The sequence below is a fragment of the Mycobacterium sp. 852013-51886_SCH5428379 genome, assembly GCF_001665575.1.
In the GTDB taxonomy this organism is placed as follows: domain Bacteria; phylum Actinomycetota; class Actinomycetes; order Mycobacteriales; family Mycobacteriaceae; genus Mycobacterium.
The window spans coordinates 66,507-83,406 of sequence record NZ_LZSU01000021.1; the positions used below are offsets into that span (position 1 = coordinate 66,507).

At 70.1% G+C, this 16,900-nt stretch carries 16 protein-coding genes and 1 pseudogene; 6 read left to right on the top strand and 11 right to left on the bottom strand.

Annotated features, from left to right (window positions below):
* Window positions 1–41 precede the first annotated feature (41 nt).
* Genes A5757_RS09895 through A5757_RS09910 form a run of 4 tightly spaced genes read right to left on the bottom strand, consistent with a single transcriptional unit; the run spans window position 42 to window position 2,554 of the window.
* Window positions 42–416 carry a hypothetical protein gene (locus A5757_RS09895; protein WP_066832933.1) on the bottom strand — a complete coding sequence of 125 codons (375 nt, stop codon included), beginning with the start codon at window positions 414–416 and terminating at the stop codon, window positions 42–44.
* Window positions 413–1,678, bottom strand: coding sequence for an ArsA family ATPase (locus A5757_RS09900; RefSeq protein ID WP_066832620.1), 1,266 nt, complete (start codon window positions 1,676–1,678; stop codon window positions 413–415). The genes A5757_RS09895 and A5757_RS09900 overlap by 4 nt, the downstream gene beginning before the upstream one ends.
* On the bottom strand, window positions 1,675–2,112 hold the full coding sequence (locus tag A5757_RS09905; RefSeq protein ID WP_066832622.1) for an SRPBCC family protein: 438 nt from the start codon (window positions 2,110–2,112) through the stop codon (window positions 1,675–1,677). Before A5757_RS09905 ends, A5757_RS09900 begins: the two co-directional genes overlap by 4 nt.
* A gap of 52 nt (window positions 2,113–2,164) precedes the next feature.
* Window positions 2,165–2,554 (bottom strand): SRPBCC family protein, encoded by a 390-nt coding sequence (locus A5757_RS09910; protein WP_066832625.1) that lies wholly within the window; start codon window positions 2,552–2,554, stop codon window positions 2,165–2,167.
* A gap of 62 nt (window positions 2,555–2,616) precedes the next feature.
* Here A5757_RS09910 and A5757_RS09915 point away from each other — a divergent pair, with 62 nt between their 5' ends.
* On the top strand, window positions 2,617–4,452 hold the full coding sequence (locus tag A5757_RS09915) for a long-chain fatty acid--CoA ligase (protein ID WP_066832627.1): 1,836 nt from the start codon (window positions 2,617–2,619) through the stop codon (window positions 4,450–4,452).
* Here the strand turns inward: A5757_RS09915 and A5757_RS09920 are convergent.
* The 4 genes from A5757_RS09920 to A5757_RS09935 all read right to left on the bottom strand — a co-directional run bounded on the left by A5757_RS09920 (window position 4,449) and on the right by A5757_RS09935 (window position 7,922).
* Window positions 4,449–5,585 carry a glycosyltransferase family 4 protein gene (locus A5757_RS09920; RefSeq protein WP_066832629.1) on the bottom strand — a complete coding sequence of 379 codons (1,137 nt, stop codon included), beginning with the start codon at window positions 5,583–5,585 and terminating at the stop codon, window positions 4,449–4,451. The two genes, A5757_RS09915 and A5757_RS09920, sit on opposite strands and share 4 nt — an antisense overlap.
* 9 nt (window positions 5,586–5,594) lie before the next feature.
* Complete coding sequence (locus A5757_RS09925) at window positions 5,595–6,494, bottom strand: basic secretory protein-like protein (protein WP_066832632.1); 900 nt, start codon at window positions 6,492–6,494, stop codon at window positions 5,595–5,597.
* Window positions 6,418–7,554 carry a peptidoglycan hydrolase RipC gene (gene ripC, locus A5757_RS09930; RefSeq protein WP_066832634.1) on the bottom strand — a complete coding sequence of 379 codons (1,137 nt, stop codon included), beginning with the start codon at window positions 7,552–7,554 and terminating at the stop codon, window positions 6,418–6,420. The genes A5757_RS09925 and ripC overlap by 77 nt, the downstream gene beginning before the upstream one ends.
* A gap of 152 nt (window positions 7,555–7,706) precedes the next feature.
* Entirely contained in the window at window positions 7,707–7,922 is a 216-nt protein-coding gene (locus A5757_RS09935; protein ID WP_066832637.1) for a hypothetical protein, read from the bottom strand.
* Between the two features lie 124 nt (window positions 7,923–8,046).
* On the opposite strand from A5757_RS09935, the pseudogene A5757_RS09940 reads away from it, so the two are divergent.
* Window positions 8,047–9,828: pseudogene (locus A5757_RS09940) on the top strand (DEDD exonuclease domain-containing protein); the annotation flags it as partial.
* Here the strand turns inward: A5757_RS09940 and trpD are convergent.
* Complete coding sequence (gene trpD / locus A5757_RS22715; protein WP_082929391.1) at window positions 9,766–10,848, bottom strand: anthranilate phosphoribosyltransferase; 1,083 nt, start codon at window positions 10,846–10,848, stop codon at window positions 9,766–9,768. The pseudogene A5757_RS09940 and the gene trpD overlap by 63 nt on opposite strands.
* A 67-nt stretch (window positions 10,849–10,915) precedes the next feature.
* Here trpD and A5757_RS09955 point away from each other — a divergent pair, with 67 nt between their 5' ends.
* Genes A5757_RS09955 through A5757_RS09970 form a run of 4 tightly spaced genes read left to right on the top strand, consistent with a single transcriptional unit; the run spans window position 10,916 to window position 15,301 of the window.
* On the top strand, window positions 10,916–11,527 hold the full coding sequence (locus tag A5757_RS09955; RefSeq protein WP_066832646.1) for a heme-copper oxidase subunit III: 612 nt from the start codon (window positions 10,916–10,918) through the stop codon (window positions 11,525–11,527).
* A complete protein-coding gene (locus A5757_RS09960) occupies window positions 11,524–12,342 on the top strand; it encodes a cytochrome c (RefSeq protein ID WP_197497307.1) in 819 nt (272 codons plus the stop codon). The genes A5757_RS09955 and A5757_RS09960 overlap by 4 nt, the downstream gene beginning before the upstream one ends.
* Complete coding sequence (locus A5757_RS09965) at window positions 12,339–13,604, top strand: ubiquinol-cytochrome c reductase iron-sulfur subunit (RefSeq protein WP_082929392.1); 1,266 nt, start codon at window positions 12,339–12,341, stop codon at window positions 13,602–13,604. Before A5757_RS09960 ends, A5757_RS09965 begins: the two co-directional genes overlap by 4 nt.
* On the top strand, window positions 13,601–15,301 hold the full coding sequence (locus A5757_RS09970) for a cytochrome bc complex cytochrome b subunit (protein WP_066832656.1): 1,701 nt from the start codon (window positions 13,601–13,603) through the stop codon (window positions 15,299–15,301). Before A5757_RS09965 ends, A5757_RS09970 begins: the two co-directional genes overlap by 4 nt.
* A 206-nt stretch (window positions 15,302–15,507) precedes the next feature.
* On the opposite strand, the gene A5757_RS09975 is transcribed toward A5757_RS09970, so the two are convergent.
* Together A5757_RS09975 and A5757_RS09980 are read right to left on the bottom strand one after the other, a co-directional pair.
* Complete coding sequence (locus A5757_RS09975; RefSeq protein WP_066832659.1) at window positions 15,508–16,119, bottom strand: DUF2561 family protein; 612 nt, start codon at window positions 16,117–16,119, stop codon at window positions 15,508–15,510.
* Window positions 16,119–16,895 carry an MmpS family transport accessory protein gene (locus tag A5757_RS09980; protein WP_066832662.1) on the bottom strand — a complete coding sequence of 259 codons (777 nt, stop codon included), beginning with the start codon at window positions 16,893–16,895 and terminating at the stop codon, window positions 16,119–16,121. Before A5757_RS09980 ends, A5757_RS09975 begins: the two co-directional genes overlap by 1 nt.
* Between the last annotated feature and the right edge of the window lie 5 nt (window positions 16,896–16,900).

Below are 16,900 nucleotides of genomic sequence, written 5' to 3' on the forward strand. Positions count from 1 at the left end.
ACTTTACCCAGGCGCTGTGGGTACGACCACAGCGGAAGAGGTCACTCCTGCACGGTCACGGGGATGCTCTGATAGCGGCCCGGGCCCGAGGACTCCGGCGGGCCGCTCGGCGGGGGCGGCGGCGGGGTGTCGTCGGGCGGGGCGGACCCGTCGTCCATGGTGTCCACGACCGCACGGATCACGGTGAGCAGCGCGACGCTGTGTTCGGCGACGATCGCCAGCAGCGGATGCTGTTCGCCCCGCACCCCGGCGGCCAGCGCGCACACCGGGCACCACACCTGCTGACAGGCGCCCGGGGTGTCCGCGGCCGCGGCGGCTCGGGCCGCGGCGAACCGGACCGCCGGATCCAGGCGGTCGAGGATGACCTGCGCGAGCGCTCGCAGCTCGGCACCGATCTCGGGGTGTGCCCCTGTCACGCCGGCCATACCTCCGGATTGGGTCGGAAACGTACCGTCAATTCGCTGCCCCGCAGCGCGGCGTCGGTCACGATGCATCTGCGCAGGACGGACGCCAACCGGACGCGGCGACGCATACCGCCTGCGCCGATGATCAGATCGTCGTCCACCCGACCCAACGTCAGGTCGGCGGAGTCGACCTGCGGCAACTCTAGCCGCATCCGGTAAACGGCCTCCAGGCCCGTACCCGATTCGCGGTCGACCACCGGACGCAGCGGGGCGGGCGGGGCCGAACCGTCCCGTCGACGGGCCGCGTCGAGCAGCTCGGACAGCGCCTTGGGTCCGATCGGCTCCCCCGCGACGTGCGGCACCAGCACCAGCGCCACGTCGCCGATGATCGAGTCCAGGTCGCCGAGCACCGACCGCTGCTCGGCGATACGCTCCGCGTACCAGTCGAAGGCGGGGTGTTCGGGCAGGTTGTGGTACTCGAACGAGTCGTCCTGCAGCAGCACCTGGTTGACGATGAGCTCCTCGACCCGCACACCCATCAGCGCCAGCGAGCCCAGCGTGCGGGCCGCCTCCGCGGCGACCACCCGCTCGGCGGTGAGCACGAGGTGCGCGGTGACGCGGTCGGCGTCGGTGAGCAGTTCACCGAGTCGCGCGGTCGCGGCGTCGATGCGTTCCACCAGCGCCACCAGTGCGGCGGCGGCAGCGTCGTCGAACGTCCCGGACAGCCGGCGGTGCCGTGGCCACGCCCGCTCCAGGTAGAGCCCGAACGTCGCGGGCAGCGTCAGCATCCGCAACGCGTCGGCCGTGGACGCGCAGTCCACGACCACATGGTCCCACTGTCCGCACGAGGCGAGTTCGCCCACCTCGTGCAGGCCGAGCACCTCCTGGATGCCGGGCAGCGCCGAGAGTTCTTCTGGCGCAATGTCTCCGACGTCGGATTCGGGGAACCGGTCGGCGATCGAGCCGGCGATCTCGCGCCACCGCTCGGCCAGCAGGGCCAGCGTGTCGAGGGCGAGCGCGTCCAGTGAACCACCGGCTGCGGGGGCGCCCGTCTCGAGGTCGGCGAGCACCCGGGTGGGTTCGCGCCGGCCGGTCGGGGTGACCGGGACGCCGAGGACGTCACCGGTCGAGTGGGCCTGGTCGGTGGAGACGATGAGCACCCGCGCACCGGCCGCCGCGTCGCGCACAGCGGTGGCCGTCGCCAGGGTGGACTTGCCTACTCCGCCCTTGCCGACGAACAGACTGATGCGGGCCGCGGCGTCACTCGGGTTCACTCAGCCTCGACCCGTTTCTTCAGGTCCTTCAGCGCGGTCTCGATCAGCCGGCGCTCGGCCTTGCGTTTGAGCAGACCGATCATCGGGATCATCAGGTCGACCGCCAGCTCATAAGTGACCTCGGTACCCGATCCCTTGGGCGCCAACCGATATGCGCCCTCCAAAGATTTCAGCAGCGAACTCGACACCAGCGTCCAGGTCACCGAGCCGCCGTCGGCGGGCCAGTCGTAGGCCAGCACCATGGTGTCCTTGAGCACGGCCGCGTCCAGGACCAGCCGCGCGGTCTTGGGGTTACCCGCCGCGTCGGTTTCGAGCACCTCGGTCTCCCGGTACTCCTTGACCCAGTCCGGATAGGACCCGATGTCGGCGATCACGTCCATCACCGTCGCAGGATCGGCATCCATGTAGATCGTCTGCGCAGTCTTGTCCGCCACGTGCCCTCCTTATGCAGGAAATCTACCTGCTTCGACCAGCCGACCCCCGGCGTCACGCCAACCGGGACACCCCGACCGGGCGACCCGCCTCGAGGACGGCCTTGAGCTCGAACGCCATCCGCTTGCCGGCGACGCGACGTTCGTGGTTCAGCTTGGCGAGGTTCATCTTCGCCAGCTCCCACGCTGCCGCACCCGAGGGTTCCGCGTGCAGGAAATAGTGCAGGATCACCCCGTCGAGGGAGGGCTCCAGCCAGACTTCCATGGACCCGGTCAGCGCGCCCGTCACCGTCCAGCGCTGCCCGACGGGACCGCGGTCCTGGACCACGGTCAGCCGCAGATCCGGCCACCACCGGCGCCAGTTCGACGGGTCGGCGACGATCCGGCCCACGTCAGCGGGGTCGGCGGCGACGAAGGTCTCGTCGGCGATCTGGACGCTGTTCATCGCTGTCCAGCTTCACACATGGTCGGCCGGTGCGGTGCGGCGGCCGACTACGCTGCATATTCGTGCGTGAGTTCAGCGTTCCCGCCACGTTCACTGTCGGCGAGCACGACACCGTCGCCTCATCGGTCTTCGACCACGAGCGCGACGATCCCGACCACGTCATCGTCAGGCGGCTGGTGGACGGCGCGTGGACCGACATGACGTGTGCGCAGGTGGCGGCCGCGGTCCGCGCTGCCGCGCTGGGTCTGATCGGCAACGGGGTGCGGCCCGGCGACCGCGTGGCACTGCTGTCGGCGACGCGTTACGAGTGGCCGATCCTGGACTTCGCGATCCTGGCGGTCGGGGCGCTGACCGTCCCGATCTACGAGACCAGCTCCGATGAGCAGGTGCGCTGGGTGCTGTCGGACTCCGGTGCGGTGCTCGCGCTGGCCGAGACCGACGGCCACGCCGACCGGATCGAGCGGATGCGCGCCGAACTGCCGGAGCTGCGGGCGGTGCTGCGCATCGACGGGTCGGGCCCCTCCGCACTCGAGGCGCTCGCCGAGGCGGGCCGATCGGTCGATCCGGCCGAACTCGACGCGCGGCTGGCGGGGATCCGCTCGGCCGATCCGGCGACGATGATCTACACGTCGGGCACCACCGGACGCCCCAAGGGTTGCCAGCTCACCCACGCCAACCTCGTCTTCGAGGTGCGGGGTGCGAAGAGTTGCTTCCCCGATCAGCTCGACAAGGGCGAGCGGATGCTGGTGTTCCTGCCGATGGCACACGTACTGGCGCGGGCCATCGCGATCGCCGCGTTCGCGAACAAGGTGACACTCGGTTTCACCGCCGACATCAAGAACCTGGTCCCGACGCTCGGGGTGTTCAAACCGACGTTGGTGGTGTCGGTGCCGCGCGTGTTCGAGAAGGTCTACAACACCGCCGAGCAGAACGCCCGCAACGACGGCAAGGGCCGGATCTTCGACATCGCGGCCGCCACTGCGATCGACTACAGCAAGGCCCTCGATGCCGGCGGGCAGGAGCGAAGCGACTCGGGGAAGAAGACCGGCGGGCCCGGATTGCTGCTGCGCGCCAAGCACGCGCTGTTCGACCGGCTGGTCTACGGCAAATTGCGCGCCGCGCTCGGCGGGGATTGCCATGCCGCGATCTCCGGTGGCGCGCCCCTGGGCGCCCGGCTCGGCCACTTCTACCGCGGCGTGGGCCTGACCATCTACGAGGGATACGGACTGACCGAGACGAGTGCTGCCATCACCGTGAACCGCGTCGACGACATCAAGATCGGTTCGGTCGGGAAGTTGTTGCCGGGGAACAGCATGCGGCTGGGTGAGGACAACGAACTGCTCGTCCGCGGCGGTGTGGTGTTCGCCGGCTACTGGCGCAATCAGGAGGAGACCGACAAGGCTTTCTCCGACGGCTGGTTCCACACCGGCGACCTCGGCGAGATCGACGAGCACGGCTTCCTGACGATCATCGGCCGCAAGAAGGAGATCATCGTGACCGCCGGCGGCAAGAACGTCGCCCCGGCGGTCATGGAGGATCAGCTGCGGGCCCATCCGCTGATCAGTCAGGCGATGGCGGTGGGCGACGCACGCCCGTTCATCGCTGCGCTCATCACCGTCGACCTCGAGGCGTTCGAGGGGTGGAAGCAGCGCAACAGCAAGAACTCCACGGCCACGGTCGGCGAGCTGGCCGACGATTCGGATCTGATCGCCGAGATCGACGCCGCGGTCAAGGAGGCCAACCAGCTGGTGTCGAAGGCCGAGGGCATCCGGAAGTTCCGCATCCTGCCCGTCGACTTCACCGAGGACACCGGTGAACTCACCCCGACGATGAAGGTCAAGCGCAAGGTGGTCGCCGAGAAGTTCGCCGTCGACATCGAGGCGCTCTACAGCGGTTAGAGCAACTCGCTGAGCCGGGCGGCGCGGGTGGCCCACTGCCAGTTGTCCACCGCCCAGCGTCTGCCCTCGGCGCCCATCGCCGCCGCGCGGTCGCGGTCGCGCAGCAGTTCGCCGACCCGGGCGGCCACCTCGGCCACGTCGGTGCCGTCGACGACCACACCGGTCTCGCCGTCGCGAACGGTCTCGGGCGCACCGCCCGAGCGGCCCGCCACCACCGGCACCCCGCTCGCCGACGCCTCCAGATAGACGATGCCGAGACCCTCGACGTCCAGGCCGGCGCCGCGGGTGCGGCAGGGCATCGCGAACACGTCGGCCATCGCGTGGTGGGCGGGTAGCTCCTCGCCGGGGACGCCGCCGGTGAAGTGCACGTTCTCGGTGACGTCATGGCTCGCGGCCAGCCGCTGCAACGTCTCGCGGTGCGGTCCGCCGCCGACGATGACCAGCGCGGCATCCGGGACGCGGCGCAGGATCGCGGGCATCGCCTTGATCAGGACGTCCTGGCCCTTGCGCGGTACCAGCCGGGACACGCAGACCACGACCGGCCGGTCCCCGAGCCCGTAGCGGCTGCGGAGTTCCTCGCGGGCGGCGGGATCGGGGGTGAAGCGATCGGTATCCACACCGGGCGGCAGGTGTTCGAGCGCGGCGCGGGGTCCGAACGCACCCGCGAACCGGCGCCGGGTGTACCGGCTGATGAACGTCACCACATCGGTGTCGTCGCCGATGCGGCGCAGCGCGCTGCGCGCCACCGGCAGCATCGACCAGCCCACCTCATGACCGTGGGTGCTCGCGAGCACCCGGCCGGCGCCGGCGCGCCGGGCCAGCGGCGCGAGCAGGGCCAGCGGGGCCGCGGCGCCGAACCACACCGTCTCGATGCCGCGGTCGGCGATGAGCCGGCGCATCCGCCCCGCGACCGACGGTTCGGGCAGCATCAGGCTGCCGGGGTGGCGCACCACGTCGTAGGGCGCCGCCGCGTCGTAGTCCGCGGCACCCTTCCAGGCGGGGGCGTAGACCGTGATCTCGTGTCCGCCTGCGCCGTCCAGGGCGACGAGGCTGTCGACGAACGCCTCGAGATAGGACTGGATGCCGCCGCGACGCGGCGGGTAGTCGTTGGTCACCAGCAGCACGCGGGCCATCGGTGGAGGTTAGCCCGACTGCCGGCCGGTCCAGCCGGCCACCACGTCGTCGAGATCGGCGCCGAGCGCGACGCGGACGGCGGTCGGCACGTCGGGGTGGCCGGGTCCGCACGCCTGCACGTACAGCGTTCGCAGGGCGTCGCGGCCGTACCGCTCGGCGACGTAGGTGGCGAACGACCACGCGCGGTCGTACGCCGACGAGCGGGTGGCGCCGGCCGTGTCGAGCTCGGCGTCGGTGGGCAGGGCGGTCGGTTGCTCGGTCGGAGTGGCGGCGCGCGGCCGTGCCACGTAGTCGGCGACGCCCTCGGTCAGCCAGCGGGGGGCGTCGGCGGCGGTCGCGTCGCGGGCGGCGAAGTGAAACAGTTCGTGGCGCAGCACGATCCGCAGGTCCTCCGGCGTCATCGCCGCCGCGCCGGGAGCGAACAGGATGCGGTCGACGGTGGTCGCCGCCGCGATATCGGCGCCGCCGCCGGCCAGTGCGCTGAACTGGGCGTCGGATCCGGTGGCGACGACGGTGATGTCGCGGCGCCAGTGCGGACCCCAGAAGTCGCTGACCGCCGCCGCGGCGTCGCCGAGTTCGCCGGCGATGCGCCGCAGCAGGGCATCGCTGTCCCGGCCGCCGAGCGAGACCAGCTCTGCGGTTCGGCCGTCGGGCAGGGCGACCGGGGTGCTGCCCAACGTTGCGGGCGCGGCGGACGTGGTGGCCGGTGGTGCGGCGGCCAGTACGGGGCCTCGGGTCGTCGTGGGCCGCCCGATCAGCAGGACCGCGGAGAGCAGCTCGGCCAGAAGGAGGGCGAGCAGCAGGCGACGTGGGTTCTTAATACCGGCGGACTTAATACCGACGAACGTTGTAGATCGGGGCGTTGTCGACAGGGGCGACGCGCACCGGGGTGCCGTAGGTCGACGCATGCACCATCATGCCGTCGCCGATGTAGATCCCGACGTGGGAGGCGTCCGAGTAGTAGGTCACCAGGTCGCCCGGCTGCATCTGGTCCATCGACACCGGCTGTCCACCCGACGCGAGCGCCTGGCTGGAGTGCGGCAGCGAGATGCCGGCCTGCTGGAAGGACCACATGACCAGACCGGAGCAGTCGAACTGGCCGGGGCCCGACCCGCCCCACGAGTACGGCGAGCCGATGCGGCTCAGCGCGGCCTGCACCGCGATCGCGCCCTGGCCGCCGGCGGGCGGAGCGGGCGGGGCGATGTCGCCGGGCGGGATGGCCCCGGGCACGGGCGGCGCGGCCAGCACACCGGGATCCGGCGGTGTCGCACCGGCGGGCGGTGGAGGCGGCGGCGCGACAGGCGCAGGCGGGATCGCTGCGAGCGCCTCGCGCTGCATCGGGGTGAGCGCCTCGTACTGGGCCTTGACGATCGCGATCTGCGTCTGAAGCTGGCTCTGCTTGTTCTGCAGGTTGGCCCGCACCTGCGCGGCCTGTTCGGCGGCGGTCTTGGCATCGGCGGCGGACTGCGCAGAGGCACGTTCGGCGACGGCGGCCCGTTCGCTGACGATGCGGAAACCCGTCATCCGATCGGTCACCTGCGCGGCCATCACACGCTGGATCGACAGCTGGTCGATGAACTGCTGCGGGGAGTCGGCGGTCAGGATCGCGCTCATCCCGTCGGTGCGCCCGCCCATGTACTGGGCGGCGGCGACGTTGTTCACGGCCGTCTGGAAGGTGGCGAGCTCGTTTCGCGCTGCCTCAGCGGTAGCCAGGTCGGCGCCGTGTCTGGCCTCGGCGGCCTGCTGCGTCGCCAGCTTGCCGTTGAGGTCGAGCTGCGCGGAGTGCATCGCCTCGGTGGTCTGCTCGGCCTCGCGGGACAGCGCGGTCAACTTTGCCAGCGCGTCATCAGCCGGGTCGGCCTGCACACCGGAGGCCAGCACCCCCGAGAGCACGGTGATACCCGCCAACGCAGCGAATGCGGGTCGTCTGAGAACACGGATGCCCCACTGCTTGCGGTCAAGCCTCAAGATTTCGCGTCCTTCAACTGGCTGAAAGAGCCGGATCGAACTGCTCAAAGTCTCAAGTAGGTTACGAAACGGCAACGGCGTTGTCCAACAGGAAGGCCAAATTTAACAGCTGTCAGGGCCCGTTTTCTTCCCGCCGGTTGCCGCAGACACCGTCAGGCAACGCCCGGACGACTTTGCCGGTGAATCGGAACGAGCCGCAGCCGCGGCGCCAACCCGGCCTCGGCCAGCGCTTCCAGGGCGCGGCACTCGTCGTCCAGCAACGTCTCGGGCACCCCGAGCAGCACACTGACGACACAATCCTGACATCCCGGTCCGCGTACGGCGCAGTCGTCGCAGTCGATGGTGATGGAGCCCGGGTGATCTGCCATGTCGGCGGTCCTCTCGATCGGTGTTGCCCGGACGGTAACCACCGCCACCGACAACCCAGGCAGAACGATCCGCGCCGACCGCGTGGCGGCCACGGTTGTCGGTGCGGTTCCCTACGTTTCTCGCATGGGTCCGGGCGGTGCCGAGCAATTGGCGTTCGACATGGAGGCCCTGTCCCTGCGGGATACGACGTTCGTCGTCGTCGACCTGGAGACGACGGGCGGGCGCGCCAGTGGCGACCGTGCCGACGCCATCACCGAGATCGGCGCGGTCAAGGTACGGGGCGGCGCGGTGCTCGGCGAGCTGGGCACCCTGGTCGACCCGGGCCGGGCGATCCCGCCGCAGATCGTCGCGCTGACCGGGATCACCACCGCGATGGTGCACTCCGCGCCGCGTATCGAGGCCGTGCTGCCCGCGTTCCTGGAGTTCGCCAGGGGCGCGGTGCTGGTGGCCCACAACGCAGGCTTCGACATCGGCTTCCTGCGCGCGGCCGCCGAACAGTGCGACATCGCCTGGCCCCGGCCCCCGGTGCTGTGCACGGTGAAGCTGGCGCGTCGCGTGCTCACCCGCGACGAGGCGCCCAGTGTGCGACTTTCCGCGCTGGCCAAGCTGTTTCGCACCTCCACCACCCCGAACCACCGCGCCCTCGACGACGCGCGCGCCACGGTCGACGTGCTGCACGGGCTGATCGAGCGCGTCGGCAACCAGGGCATTCACACGTACACCGATCTGCGGGCGTACCTGCCCGACGTGACGCCCGCGCAGCGCCGCAACCGCAGGCTCGCAGAGGGGGTGCCCCACCGGCCCGGGGTGTATCTGTTCCGCGGACCGTCGAGCGAGGTGCTCTACGTGGGCACCGCGGTCGATCTGCGCCGCCGGGTGAACCAGTACTTCAACGGGTCTGATCCGCGCACCCGGATGAAGGAGATGGCGTCGCTGGCCACCGCCGTCGACCACGTCGAGTGCGCGCACGACCTCGAGGCGGGGGTGCGCGAGCTGCGGCTGCTGGCCGCGCACGCGCCGCCGTACAACCGCCGGTCGAAGTTTCCGCACAAGTGGTGGTGGGTGGTGCTGACCGACGAGGCGTTCCCGCGGTTCTCCGTCGTGCGCTCGCCGCGCAGCGCGTCGGCCGTCGGCCCGTTCCGGGCCCGCGCCGACGCGGTGGAGACCGCCGAATTGCTGGCGCGGTTCACCGGGGTCCGCACGTGTACCGCCCGGCTGGGCCGCAACGCGCGCCACGGTCCGACGTGCCCCGAGCGGGAGTTGTCACCGTGTCCGGCGCCCCGCGAGATCGACGCCGCCGCCTACGCCGGGGCGCCTGCCCGCGCCGCCGATCTGATCGACGGCCGCGATCACGGCCCGCTGGCCGCGGTGGTCGAGCACATCGGTGACCTGGCCGCCGCCGGCCGCTACGAGACCGCGGCACGGCTGCGTGACCACGCCGCGGCGGGAATCGCCGTGCTGTGGCGGGGTCAGCGACTGGCCGCGCTGGCCGCAGTGCCGGAGTTGATCGCCGCGCGGTCGGACGGCGCGGGCGGCTGGCACCTGGCGATCGTGCGGTACGGGCGGCTGGCGGCAGCGGGCTGCGCACCGCGCGGTGTGCCGCCGATGCCGGTGGTCGAGGCGCTCAGCGCCGGCGCGCAGACCGTGCTGCCCGACGCCGCACCCCTCGGTGGCGCGCTGGTGGAGGAGACGGGGCTCATCGCCCGCTGGTTGGGCAGCCCGGGGGTGCGCATCGTGCGGTGCGAGGCGGGCTACGCCACACCGATCGGCTCGGCGGGCCGCTGGCAGTCGTGGGCGGACACGGCGCGGTCGGCGCGGCTGGCCGCCGAACAGGCCGACCGCTCAGAGCTTCTGGGTGAACCGCACCCATCGCGCGAGGAACTGTTCGGCAGCCCCGGAGTCGATCGTCTCCTTCGCCCGGGCCAGCCCCGCCTCCCAGGCGGGCACCCATTTGGCGTCGCTGGATAGCCCGGCGTGGGCCACCATGGCGCCCGCGGCGTTGAGCACGACCGCATCGCGGACCGCGCCCTGGGCACCGCCGAGGACCGCCCGCACCTCCGCCGCGTTGTGTTCGGCGTCGCCGCCCACCAGATCGGACAGCTCGGCGCGCGCGAACCCGAACGCCGCCGGATCGAACGTCAACCGCTCGACGGTGCCGGCCTGCACCCGCCAGATGGTGCTCGTCGTGGTGGTGGTGAGCTCGTCGAGACCGTCGTCGCCGTGCACCACCAGCACGCTGGAATTACGGGAGGCGTAGACGCCCGCCATCACCTCGGCCAGTTCGGCCCAGGCGCAGCCGATCAGCCCGGCGCGCGGGCGGGCGGGGTTGGTCAGCGGGCCGAGCAGGTTGAACACCGTCGGCACCCCCAGCTCCCGGCGCACCACCGAGGCATGCTTGTAGGACGGGTGAAAGTGGTTGGCGAACGCGAAACCGATGCCGACCTCGGCGACACAGGCCGCCACCTGATCGGGTCCGAGGTCGATCCGCACGCCGAGCGCCTCGAGGGTGTCGGCGCCGCCCGACAGCGACGAGGCCGCCCGGTTGCCGTGCTTCATCACCGGGACGCCGGAGGCGGCCACCACGATGGCGGCCATCGTGGACAGGTTGACGGTGTTGGCGCCGTCGCCGCCGGTGCCGACAATGTCGACGGTCTCGTGCCCGATGGTGTCGGTCGGGATGCGACGGGCGTGCTTGAGCATCACGTCAGCCAGCTCGGTGACTTCCGCGGACGTCGGCCGCTTCATCTTCATCGACACCGCGAACCCCGCAATCTGCGCGGGTGTGGCTGCGCCCGACATGATCTGGTCCATCGCCCAGGCCGCCTGACCGGCCGCCAGCGACTGCCCGGTGGTCAGTCGGCGCAGGATCTGGGGCCACGACGGCGGGTCGACGGGATGAGGTACGGGGGCGTTGTCAGACGTCACCGGAAGATTATGACGAAATAGCCGACCCGGGTGGAGTTCAACAACTACAAAGCGTCATACTTCAGGGGTGACGAGTGCTGTTGGTACCTCGGGAACCGCGATCACTTCGCGCGTGCATTCGCTGAACCGACCGAACATGGTCAGTGTCGGCACCATCGTATGGCTTTCCAGCGAGTTGATGTTCTTTGCTGGGCTCTTTGCGATGTACTTCACCGCACGCGCCCAGGCGGGCGGCAACTGGCCGCCAGAGCCGACTGAGCTGAATCTGGCGCTCGCCGTGCCGGTGACGCTCGTGCTGATCGCGTCGTCCTTCACTTGCCAGATGGGTGTCTTCGCCGCCGAGCGAGGTGACGTGTTCGGCCTGCGCCGCTGGTACACGCTGACCTTCCTGATGGGGCTGTTCTTCGTCCTCGGCCAGGGCTACGAGTACATCCACCTCGTCGAGCACGGCACCACCATCCCGGGCAGCGCCTACGGTTCGGTCTTCTACCTGGCCACCGGCTTCCACGGTCTGCACGTGATCGGCGGTCTGGTCGCGTTCGTGTTCCTGCTCGCCCGCACCAAGATGAGCAAGTTCACCCCGGCCCAGGCCACCGCGGCGATCGTCGTGTCGTACTACTGGCACTTCGTCGACATCGTGTGGATCGCGTTGTTCGCCGTCATCTATTTCGTCCGATGAGAAGGGGTTCGATGACCAGCAAGCCCCGCCGACGGTTGCGCCGGCGCCTGTCAGCAGCGGTGCTGCTGCTGATCGGACTCGGTGTGGCCGGTGGCGTCGCCGCCACGTTGACCCCGGCACCGCAGGTCGCGGTCGCCGACGAGTCCCAGTCGGCTCTGCTGCGCACCGGCAAGCAACTCTTCGACACCTCGTGCGTCTCGTGCCACGGCGTGAACCTGCAGGGTGTGGCCGATCGCGGGCCCAGCCTGATCGGCGTCGGCGAGGCCGCGGTCTACTTCCAGGTCTCCACCGGCCGCATGCCCGCGATGCGCGGCGAGGCCCAGGCGCCCGACAAGCCGGCGCACTTCGACGAGGCCCAGACCGACGCCCTCGGCGCCTACGTGCAGGCCAACGGTGGCGGCCCGGTCGTCCCGCGGGACGAGAACGGCCAGATCGCCAACGAATCCCTGATGGGCGACAACACCGCCCGCGGTGGCGAGCTGTTCCGGCTGAACTGCGCCTCGTGTCACAACTTCACCGGTCGCGGCGGCGCCCTGTCGTCGGGTAAGTACGCACCCGAGATCAAGGCGAACCCGGCGCAGATCTACACGGCGATGACGACGGGCCCGCAGAACATGCCCAAGTTCTCTGACCGCCAGCTCTCGCCGGAGGAGAAGCGCGACATCATCGCCTACATCGAGGAGGCGCGGGACGCGCCGCCTCCCGGCGGTTACGGTCTCGGCGGCTTCGGCCCCGTGTCCGAAGGTATGGCGGTTTGGATCATCGGCATCGTGGCCGTCATCGGCGCGGCCATGTGGATCGGGGCACGGCAATGAGTGAGCGCGACGCGGATCAGGAACGCAACGTCGGCGGCGACTCCGGTAGCGACAAGGTCGACGGCGCCCCGAAGGGCACCGACGCGCCCGGCCACGCCGGTGTGCCGGGACAACCGACCGACGCCGAGCTGGCCGCGATGAGCCGCGAGGAACTGGTCGAGCTCGGCGGCAAGCTCGACGGCGTCGAGATCGTCTACAAGGAGCCGCGCTGGCCGGTGCCGGGCACCCGGGCCGAGAAGCGCGCCGAACGGTCGGTGGCCACCTGGCTGCTGCTCGGCGGCGTCGCGGGTCTGCTGCTGCTGGTGGTCTTCCTGTTCTGGCCGTGGGAGTACGTGCCCTACGGCGAGGAGGGCGAGTTCTTCTACTCGCTGACCACCCCGCTGTACGGTCTGCTGTTCGGTGGCTCGATCCTCTCGATCGGCATCGGCGCGGTGCTCTACCAGAAGCGCTTCATCCCCGAGGAGATCTCGATCCAGGATCGCCATGACGGCGCCTCCCCCGAGATCCAGCGCAGGACGGCCGCGGCCAACCTGACCGACGCGCTCGAGGGTTCGACCATCAAGCGCCGCAAGATGATCGGCGTCTCCCTGGGTGTCGGACTCGGCGCCTTCGGGCTCGGTACGGCCATCGCCTTCATCGGCGGCCTGATCAAGAACCCGTGGAAGCCGGTCGTGCCGACCGCGGAGGGTCCCAAGGCGGTGCTGTGGACGTCCGGTTGGACGCCGCGTTTCACCGGCGAGACCATCTTCCTGGCCCGGGCCACCGGCAACACCGGTCACGGCGGGGCCTTCGCCAAGATGCGCCCGGAAGATCTGGACGCGGGCGGCATGGAGACCGTGTACCCGTGGCGGGAATCCGACGGCGACGGCACGACCGTCGAGTCGTCCCACAAGATCACCAACATCATCATGGGTGTGCGTAACCCCGTGATGCTCATCCGGCTGCGCGCCAGCGACATGCCCAAGGTGGTCAAGCGCAAGGGTCAGGAGAGCTTCAACTTCGGTGAGTTCTTCGCCTACACGAAGATCTGCTCGCACCTGGGTTGCCCGTCGTCGCTCTACGAGCAGCAGACGCACCGCATCCTGTGCCCGTGCCACCAGTCGCAGTTCGACGCGCTGCATTTCGCGAAACCCATATTCGGTCCCGCTGCACGAGCCCTCGCGCAGTTGCCCATCACGATTGACCAGGACGGGTACCTGGTCGCCAATGGCGACTTCATCGAACCCGTCGGGCCCGCCTTCTGGGAACGGAAAACATCATGAGTCCTCAAGGTGAATCGAAGCTCGGAGCTCGACTGGCAGCTCAGGGCGACGCGATCGACTCGCGCTACCACCCGTCGGCGGCGGTGCGGCGGCAGCTGAACAAGGTCTTCCCGACGCACTGGTCGTTCCTGCTCGGTGAGATCGCCCTGTACAGCTTCATCGTGCTGCTGCTCACCGGCGTGTGGCTGACGCTGTTCTTCGACCCGTCGATGGCCCACGTCGTCTACGACGGCGTGTACCAGCCGCTGCGTGGCGTCGGTATGTCGCGGGCCTACGAGACGGCGCTGGACATCAGCTTCGAGGTCCGCGGTGGTCTGTTCGTGCGGCAGGTCCACCACTGGGCGGCGCTGCTGTTCGCGGCATCGATCATGGTCCACCTGGCTCGCATCTTCTTCACCGGCGCCTTCCGGCGTCCGCGTGAGGCGAACTGGGTGATCGGCTCGCTGCTGCTGATCCTGGCGATGTTCGAGGGCTTCTTCGGCTACTCGCTGCCCGACGACCTGCTCTCCGGCACCGGCCTGCGCGCCGCGCTGTCCGGCATCACGATGGGCATTCCGGTGGTCGGCACCTGGATGCACTGGGCGCTGTTCGGCGGCGACTTCCCCGGCACGATCATCATCCCGCGCCTGTACGCACTGCACATCCTGCTGATCCCGGGCATCATGCTGGCCCTGATCGCCGCGCACCTGGCGCTGGTGTGGTTCCAGAAGCACACGCAGTTCCCCGGCCCCGGCCGCACCGAGAAGAACGTCGTCGGCGTGCGCGTCATGCCGGTCTTCGCGGTGAAGTCCGGTGCGTTCTTCGCGATGACGGTCGGCATCCTCGGCCTGATGGGCGGGCTGCTGCAGATCAACCCGATCTGGAACATCGGTCCCTACAACCCATCTCAGGTGTCGGCCGGTAGCCAGCCGGACTTCTACATGATGTGGACCGACGGTCTGATCCGGTTGTGGCCGGCGTGGGAGTTCTACATCGGCAACTACACGATCCCGCAGCCGGTGTGGATCGCGGTGCTGATGGGTCTGATCCTGGGCCTGCTGACGGTGTATCCGTTCCTGGAGAAGAAGTTGAGCGGCGACACCGCCCACCACAACCTGTTGCAGCGCCCCCGGGACGCTCCGGTGCGTACGGCGATCGGTGCGATGGCGGTGGCATTCTACATCCTGCTGACGTTCGCCTGCATGAACGACGTCATCGCGCTCAAGTTCGACATCTCGCTGAACGCGACGACATGGATCGGCCGCATCGCCATGGTGGTGCTGCCCGCGATCGTGTACTTCACCACCTACCGGTGGGCGGTGTCGCTGCAGCGCAACGACCGCGAGGTGCTCGAGCACGGCATCGAGACCGGCATCATCAAGCGGCTCCCGCACGGTGCCTACATCGAGCTGCACCAGCCGCTGGGACCGGTCGACGAGCACGGTCACGCGATTCCGCTGGAGTACCAGGGCGCTGCAGTGCCCAAGCGGATGAACAAGCTGGGATCGGCAGGCGCGCCGGGCACCGGCAGCTTCCTGTTCGCCGATCCGATCGTCGAGCACGAGGCCATCACCGAGGCCGCCCAGGCCGCCCATCACCGCTCGCTGACCGCCCTGCGGGAGCGTCAGCACACCAACGGTGACGGGCACGGTGCGGACGGCGACGGTAGCGGCCCCAACGGCTCGAACGGCTCGAACGGCTCGAACGGCCACCACTAGCCGGCCGACAAGCGCGACAACGACACGGTCGCCGCACTCCTCGCAAGAGGGTGCGGCGACCGTGTCGTTTCACGGGTGTAGGTGGACTCCGATGACCGGGTGCCAGGCGTGCAGAAGTGCCCAGGGCGAAGGGGCGCCAGACCCCCTCCCCTCCCCCACCGCCGGGGCGGGGTCGGTACCGGGCGGAGTCGGTTACGGAGAAGCGCTCAGACAGTCGGTTCGAGGAGCTCGCGGAGCCGGCGCAGATGCCACCAGGCCGCGACGGGCATCGCGAGGGTGGCCACCGCGGCCACCCCGTAGAGCGCCCACGCGGCCGTATCGCTGTCGACGGCCATCAGGTAGGTGGCAGTGCCGATCGCGGTCACCGCGAGGCCCATGGCCGTCGTGACGGCCAGCACGCTGCGCAGCCACAGCTGATCGACTGCGGCCGTGGGAGATCCGGGCGGCAGGGAGGTCGGCACCTGAGTCGGGGTGATTGCCCGCATCCGTTCGGTGCGCGGCTCCGGCGCGGCGCTGGGCGTCGGCCGGTCCTGGACGAGCGGGGCGGGCGCCGGGTCGGCCTGCGCGGTCCGGCGGGCCCGCAGCAGCAGGGGGACGGCGGCGACGATGACGGCCGCCGACACCCCGATCACGGTGTACAGCAGCCACGGGGTCTCCCCGCCGCCTGACGGCTGGGGGTGCCGGCCGCCGAGGTCCGTGAGCGCGACGGTGGCCGCGACGGCGGCGCCCAGGGCGGCCAGCCAGGCGGCCGCGCAGACGCTCATGAGGATGCGGTCGAGGTGCGCACTCGGCGCGCCGGCATCGGTGAGCTGTGCCATCAGCAGCTGGTCTGCGGGGTGTTGGCGGTGTTCGAGGACAGCACCGTTCCGTCGCTGGACGTGATCGAGCAGTTCAGCCGGCTCACCAGGAACAGACTCGACGCCTGCACCGAACCCACCTCGGAGGCCGAGATCGGCGTCACGGTCAACGACCACGGGATGTAGACGTTGCGCTGGGTGCGGCTGCGGCCCGCGGCGTCGACGTAGGTCACCGTGATGATGTCGCCGGGAGCCTTGGTGCCCGTCACCGTGTAGGTGACCTGCCGGGGCCCCGCCGGTGTCGTCGTCGTGGGTGGCGGCGGAGGCGGCGTCGTGGTCGGGGTGATCTCGTCCTGCACCGGCGGCGCCGACGACGTGGTGGTGTCGGGATTGGCCAGCTGATCGGAATCGGTGCTGGTCACCAGGAGCGCGACCGAGACGACGAGTGCCACCGCGGCGATGATCGCCGTCACGCCGACCACCCAGGGCCAGCGCGGCGGAGCGACGTCGTCGACGACGGCGGCGGGGGCGGCCTCGTAGCTGTCGTAGTCGTAGAGCGCCGCGTCGGCGGGCACGTAGGGCCCGCTGGTGAAGTGTTCGGCTTCGGGCGCCGAGTAGGCCTGCGAATGCAGATCGGTCTGGCCGGTGGGTGGCGCCGAATCGCCAGAGCCTGCGGCTAAGTCGGGACCGGAGCCGACCTGTTCGGTCGGCTCCTCGGGTGCCGAGTGCCTGCCGCCCTCCCGTTCGGGCTGGTCTGGTCCCGGCGAGTCGGCCCCTGGGGGATTCGGCCCGCTCATCTCAC

What these genes read in the sequence shown, in the direction of transcription:
- A5757_RS09910 (WP_066832625.1), bottom strand. Translation starts at nt 2,554, where the DNA reads ATGAACAGCGTCCAGATCGCCGACGAGACCTTCGTCGCCGCCGACCCC.
- A5757_RS09920 (WP_066832629.1), bottom strand. Translation starts at nt 5,585, where the DNA reads ATGGCCCGCGTGCTGCTGGTGACCAACGACTACCCGCCGCGTCGCGGC.
- A5757_RS09925 (WP_066832632.1), bottom strand. Translation starts at nt 6,494, where the DNA reads ATGCGTCGACCTACGGCACCCCGGTGCGCGTCGCCCCTGTCGACAACG.
- A5757_RS09935 (WP_066832637.1), bottom strand. Translation starts at nt 7,922, where the DNA reads ATGGCAGATCACCCGGGCTCCATCACCATCGACTGCGACGACTGCGCC.
- A5757_RS09960 (WP_197497307.1), top strand. Translation starts at nt 11,524, where the DNA reads ATGAGAAGGGGTTCGATGACCAGCAAGCCCCGCCGACGGTTGCGCCGG.
- A5757_RS09965 (WP_082929392.1), top strand. Translation starts at nt 12,339, where the DNA reads ATGAGTGAGCGCGACGCGGATCAGGAACGCAACGTCGGCGGCGACTCC.
- A5757_RS09970 (WP_066832656.1), top strand. Translation starts at nt 13,601, where the DNA reads ATGAGTCCTCAAGGTGAATCGAAGCTCGGAGCTCGACTGGCAGCTCAG.
- A5757_RS09975 (WP_066832659.1), bottom strand. Translation starts at nt 16,119, where the DNA reads ATGGCACAGCTCACCGATGCCGGCGCGCCGAGTGCGCACCTCGACCGC.
- A5757_RS09980 (WP_066832662.1), bottom strand. Translation starts at nt 16,895, where the DNA reads ATGAGCGGGCCGAATCCCCCAGGGGCCGACTCGCCGGGACCAGACCAG.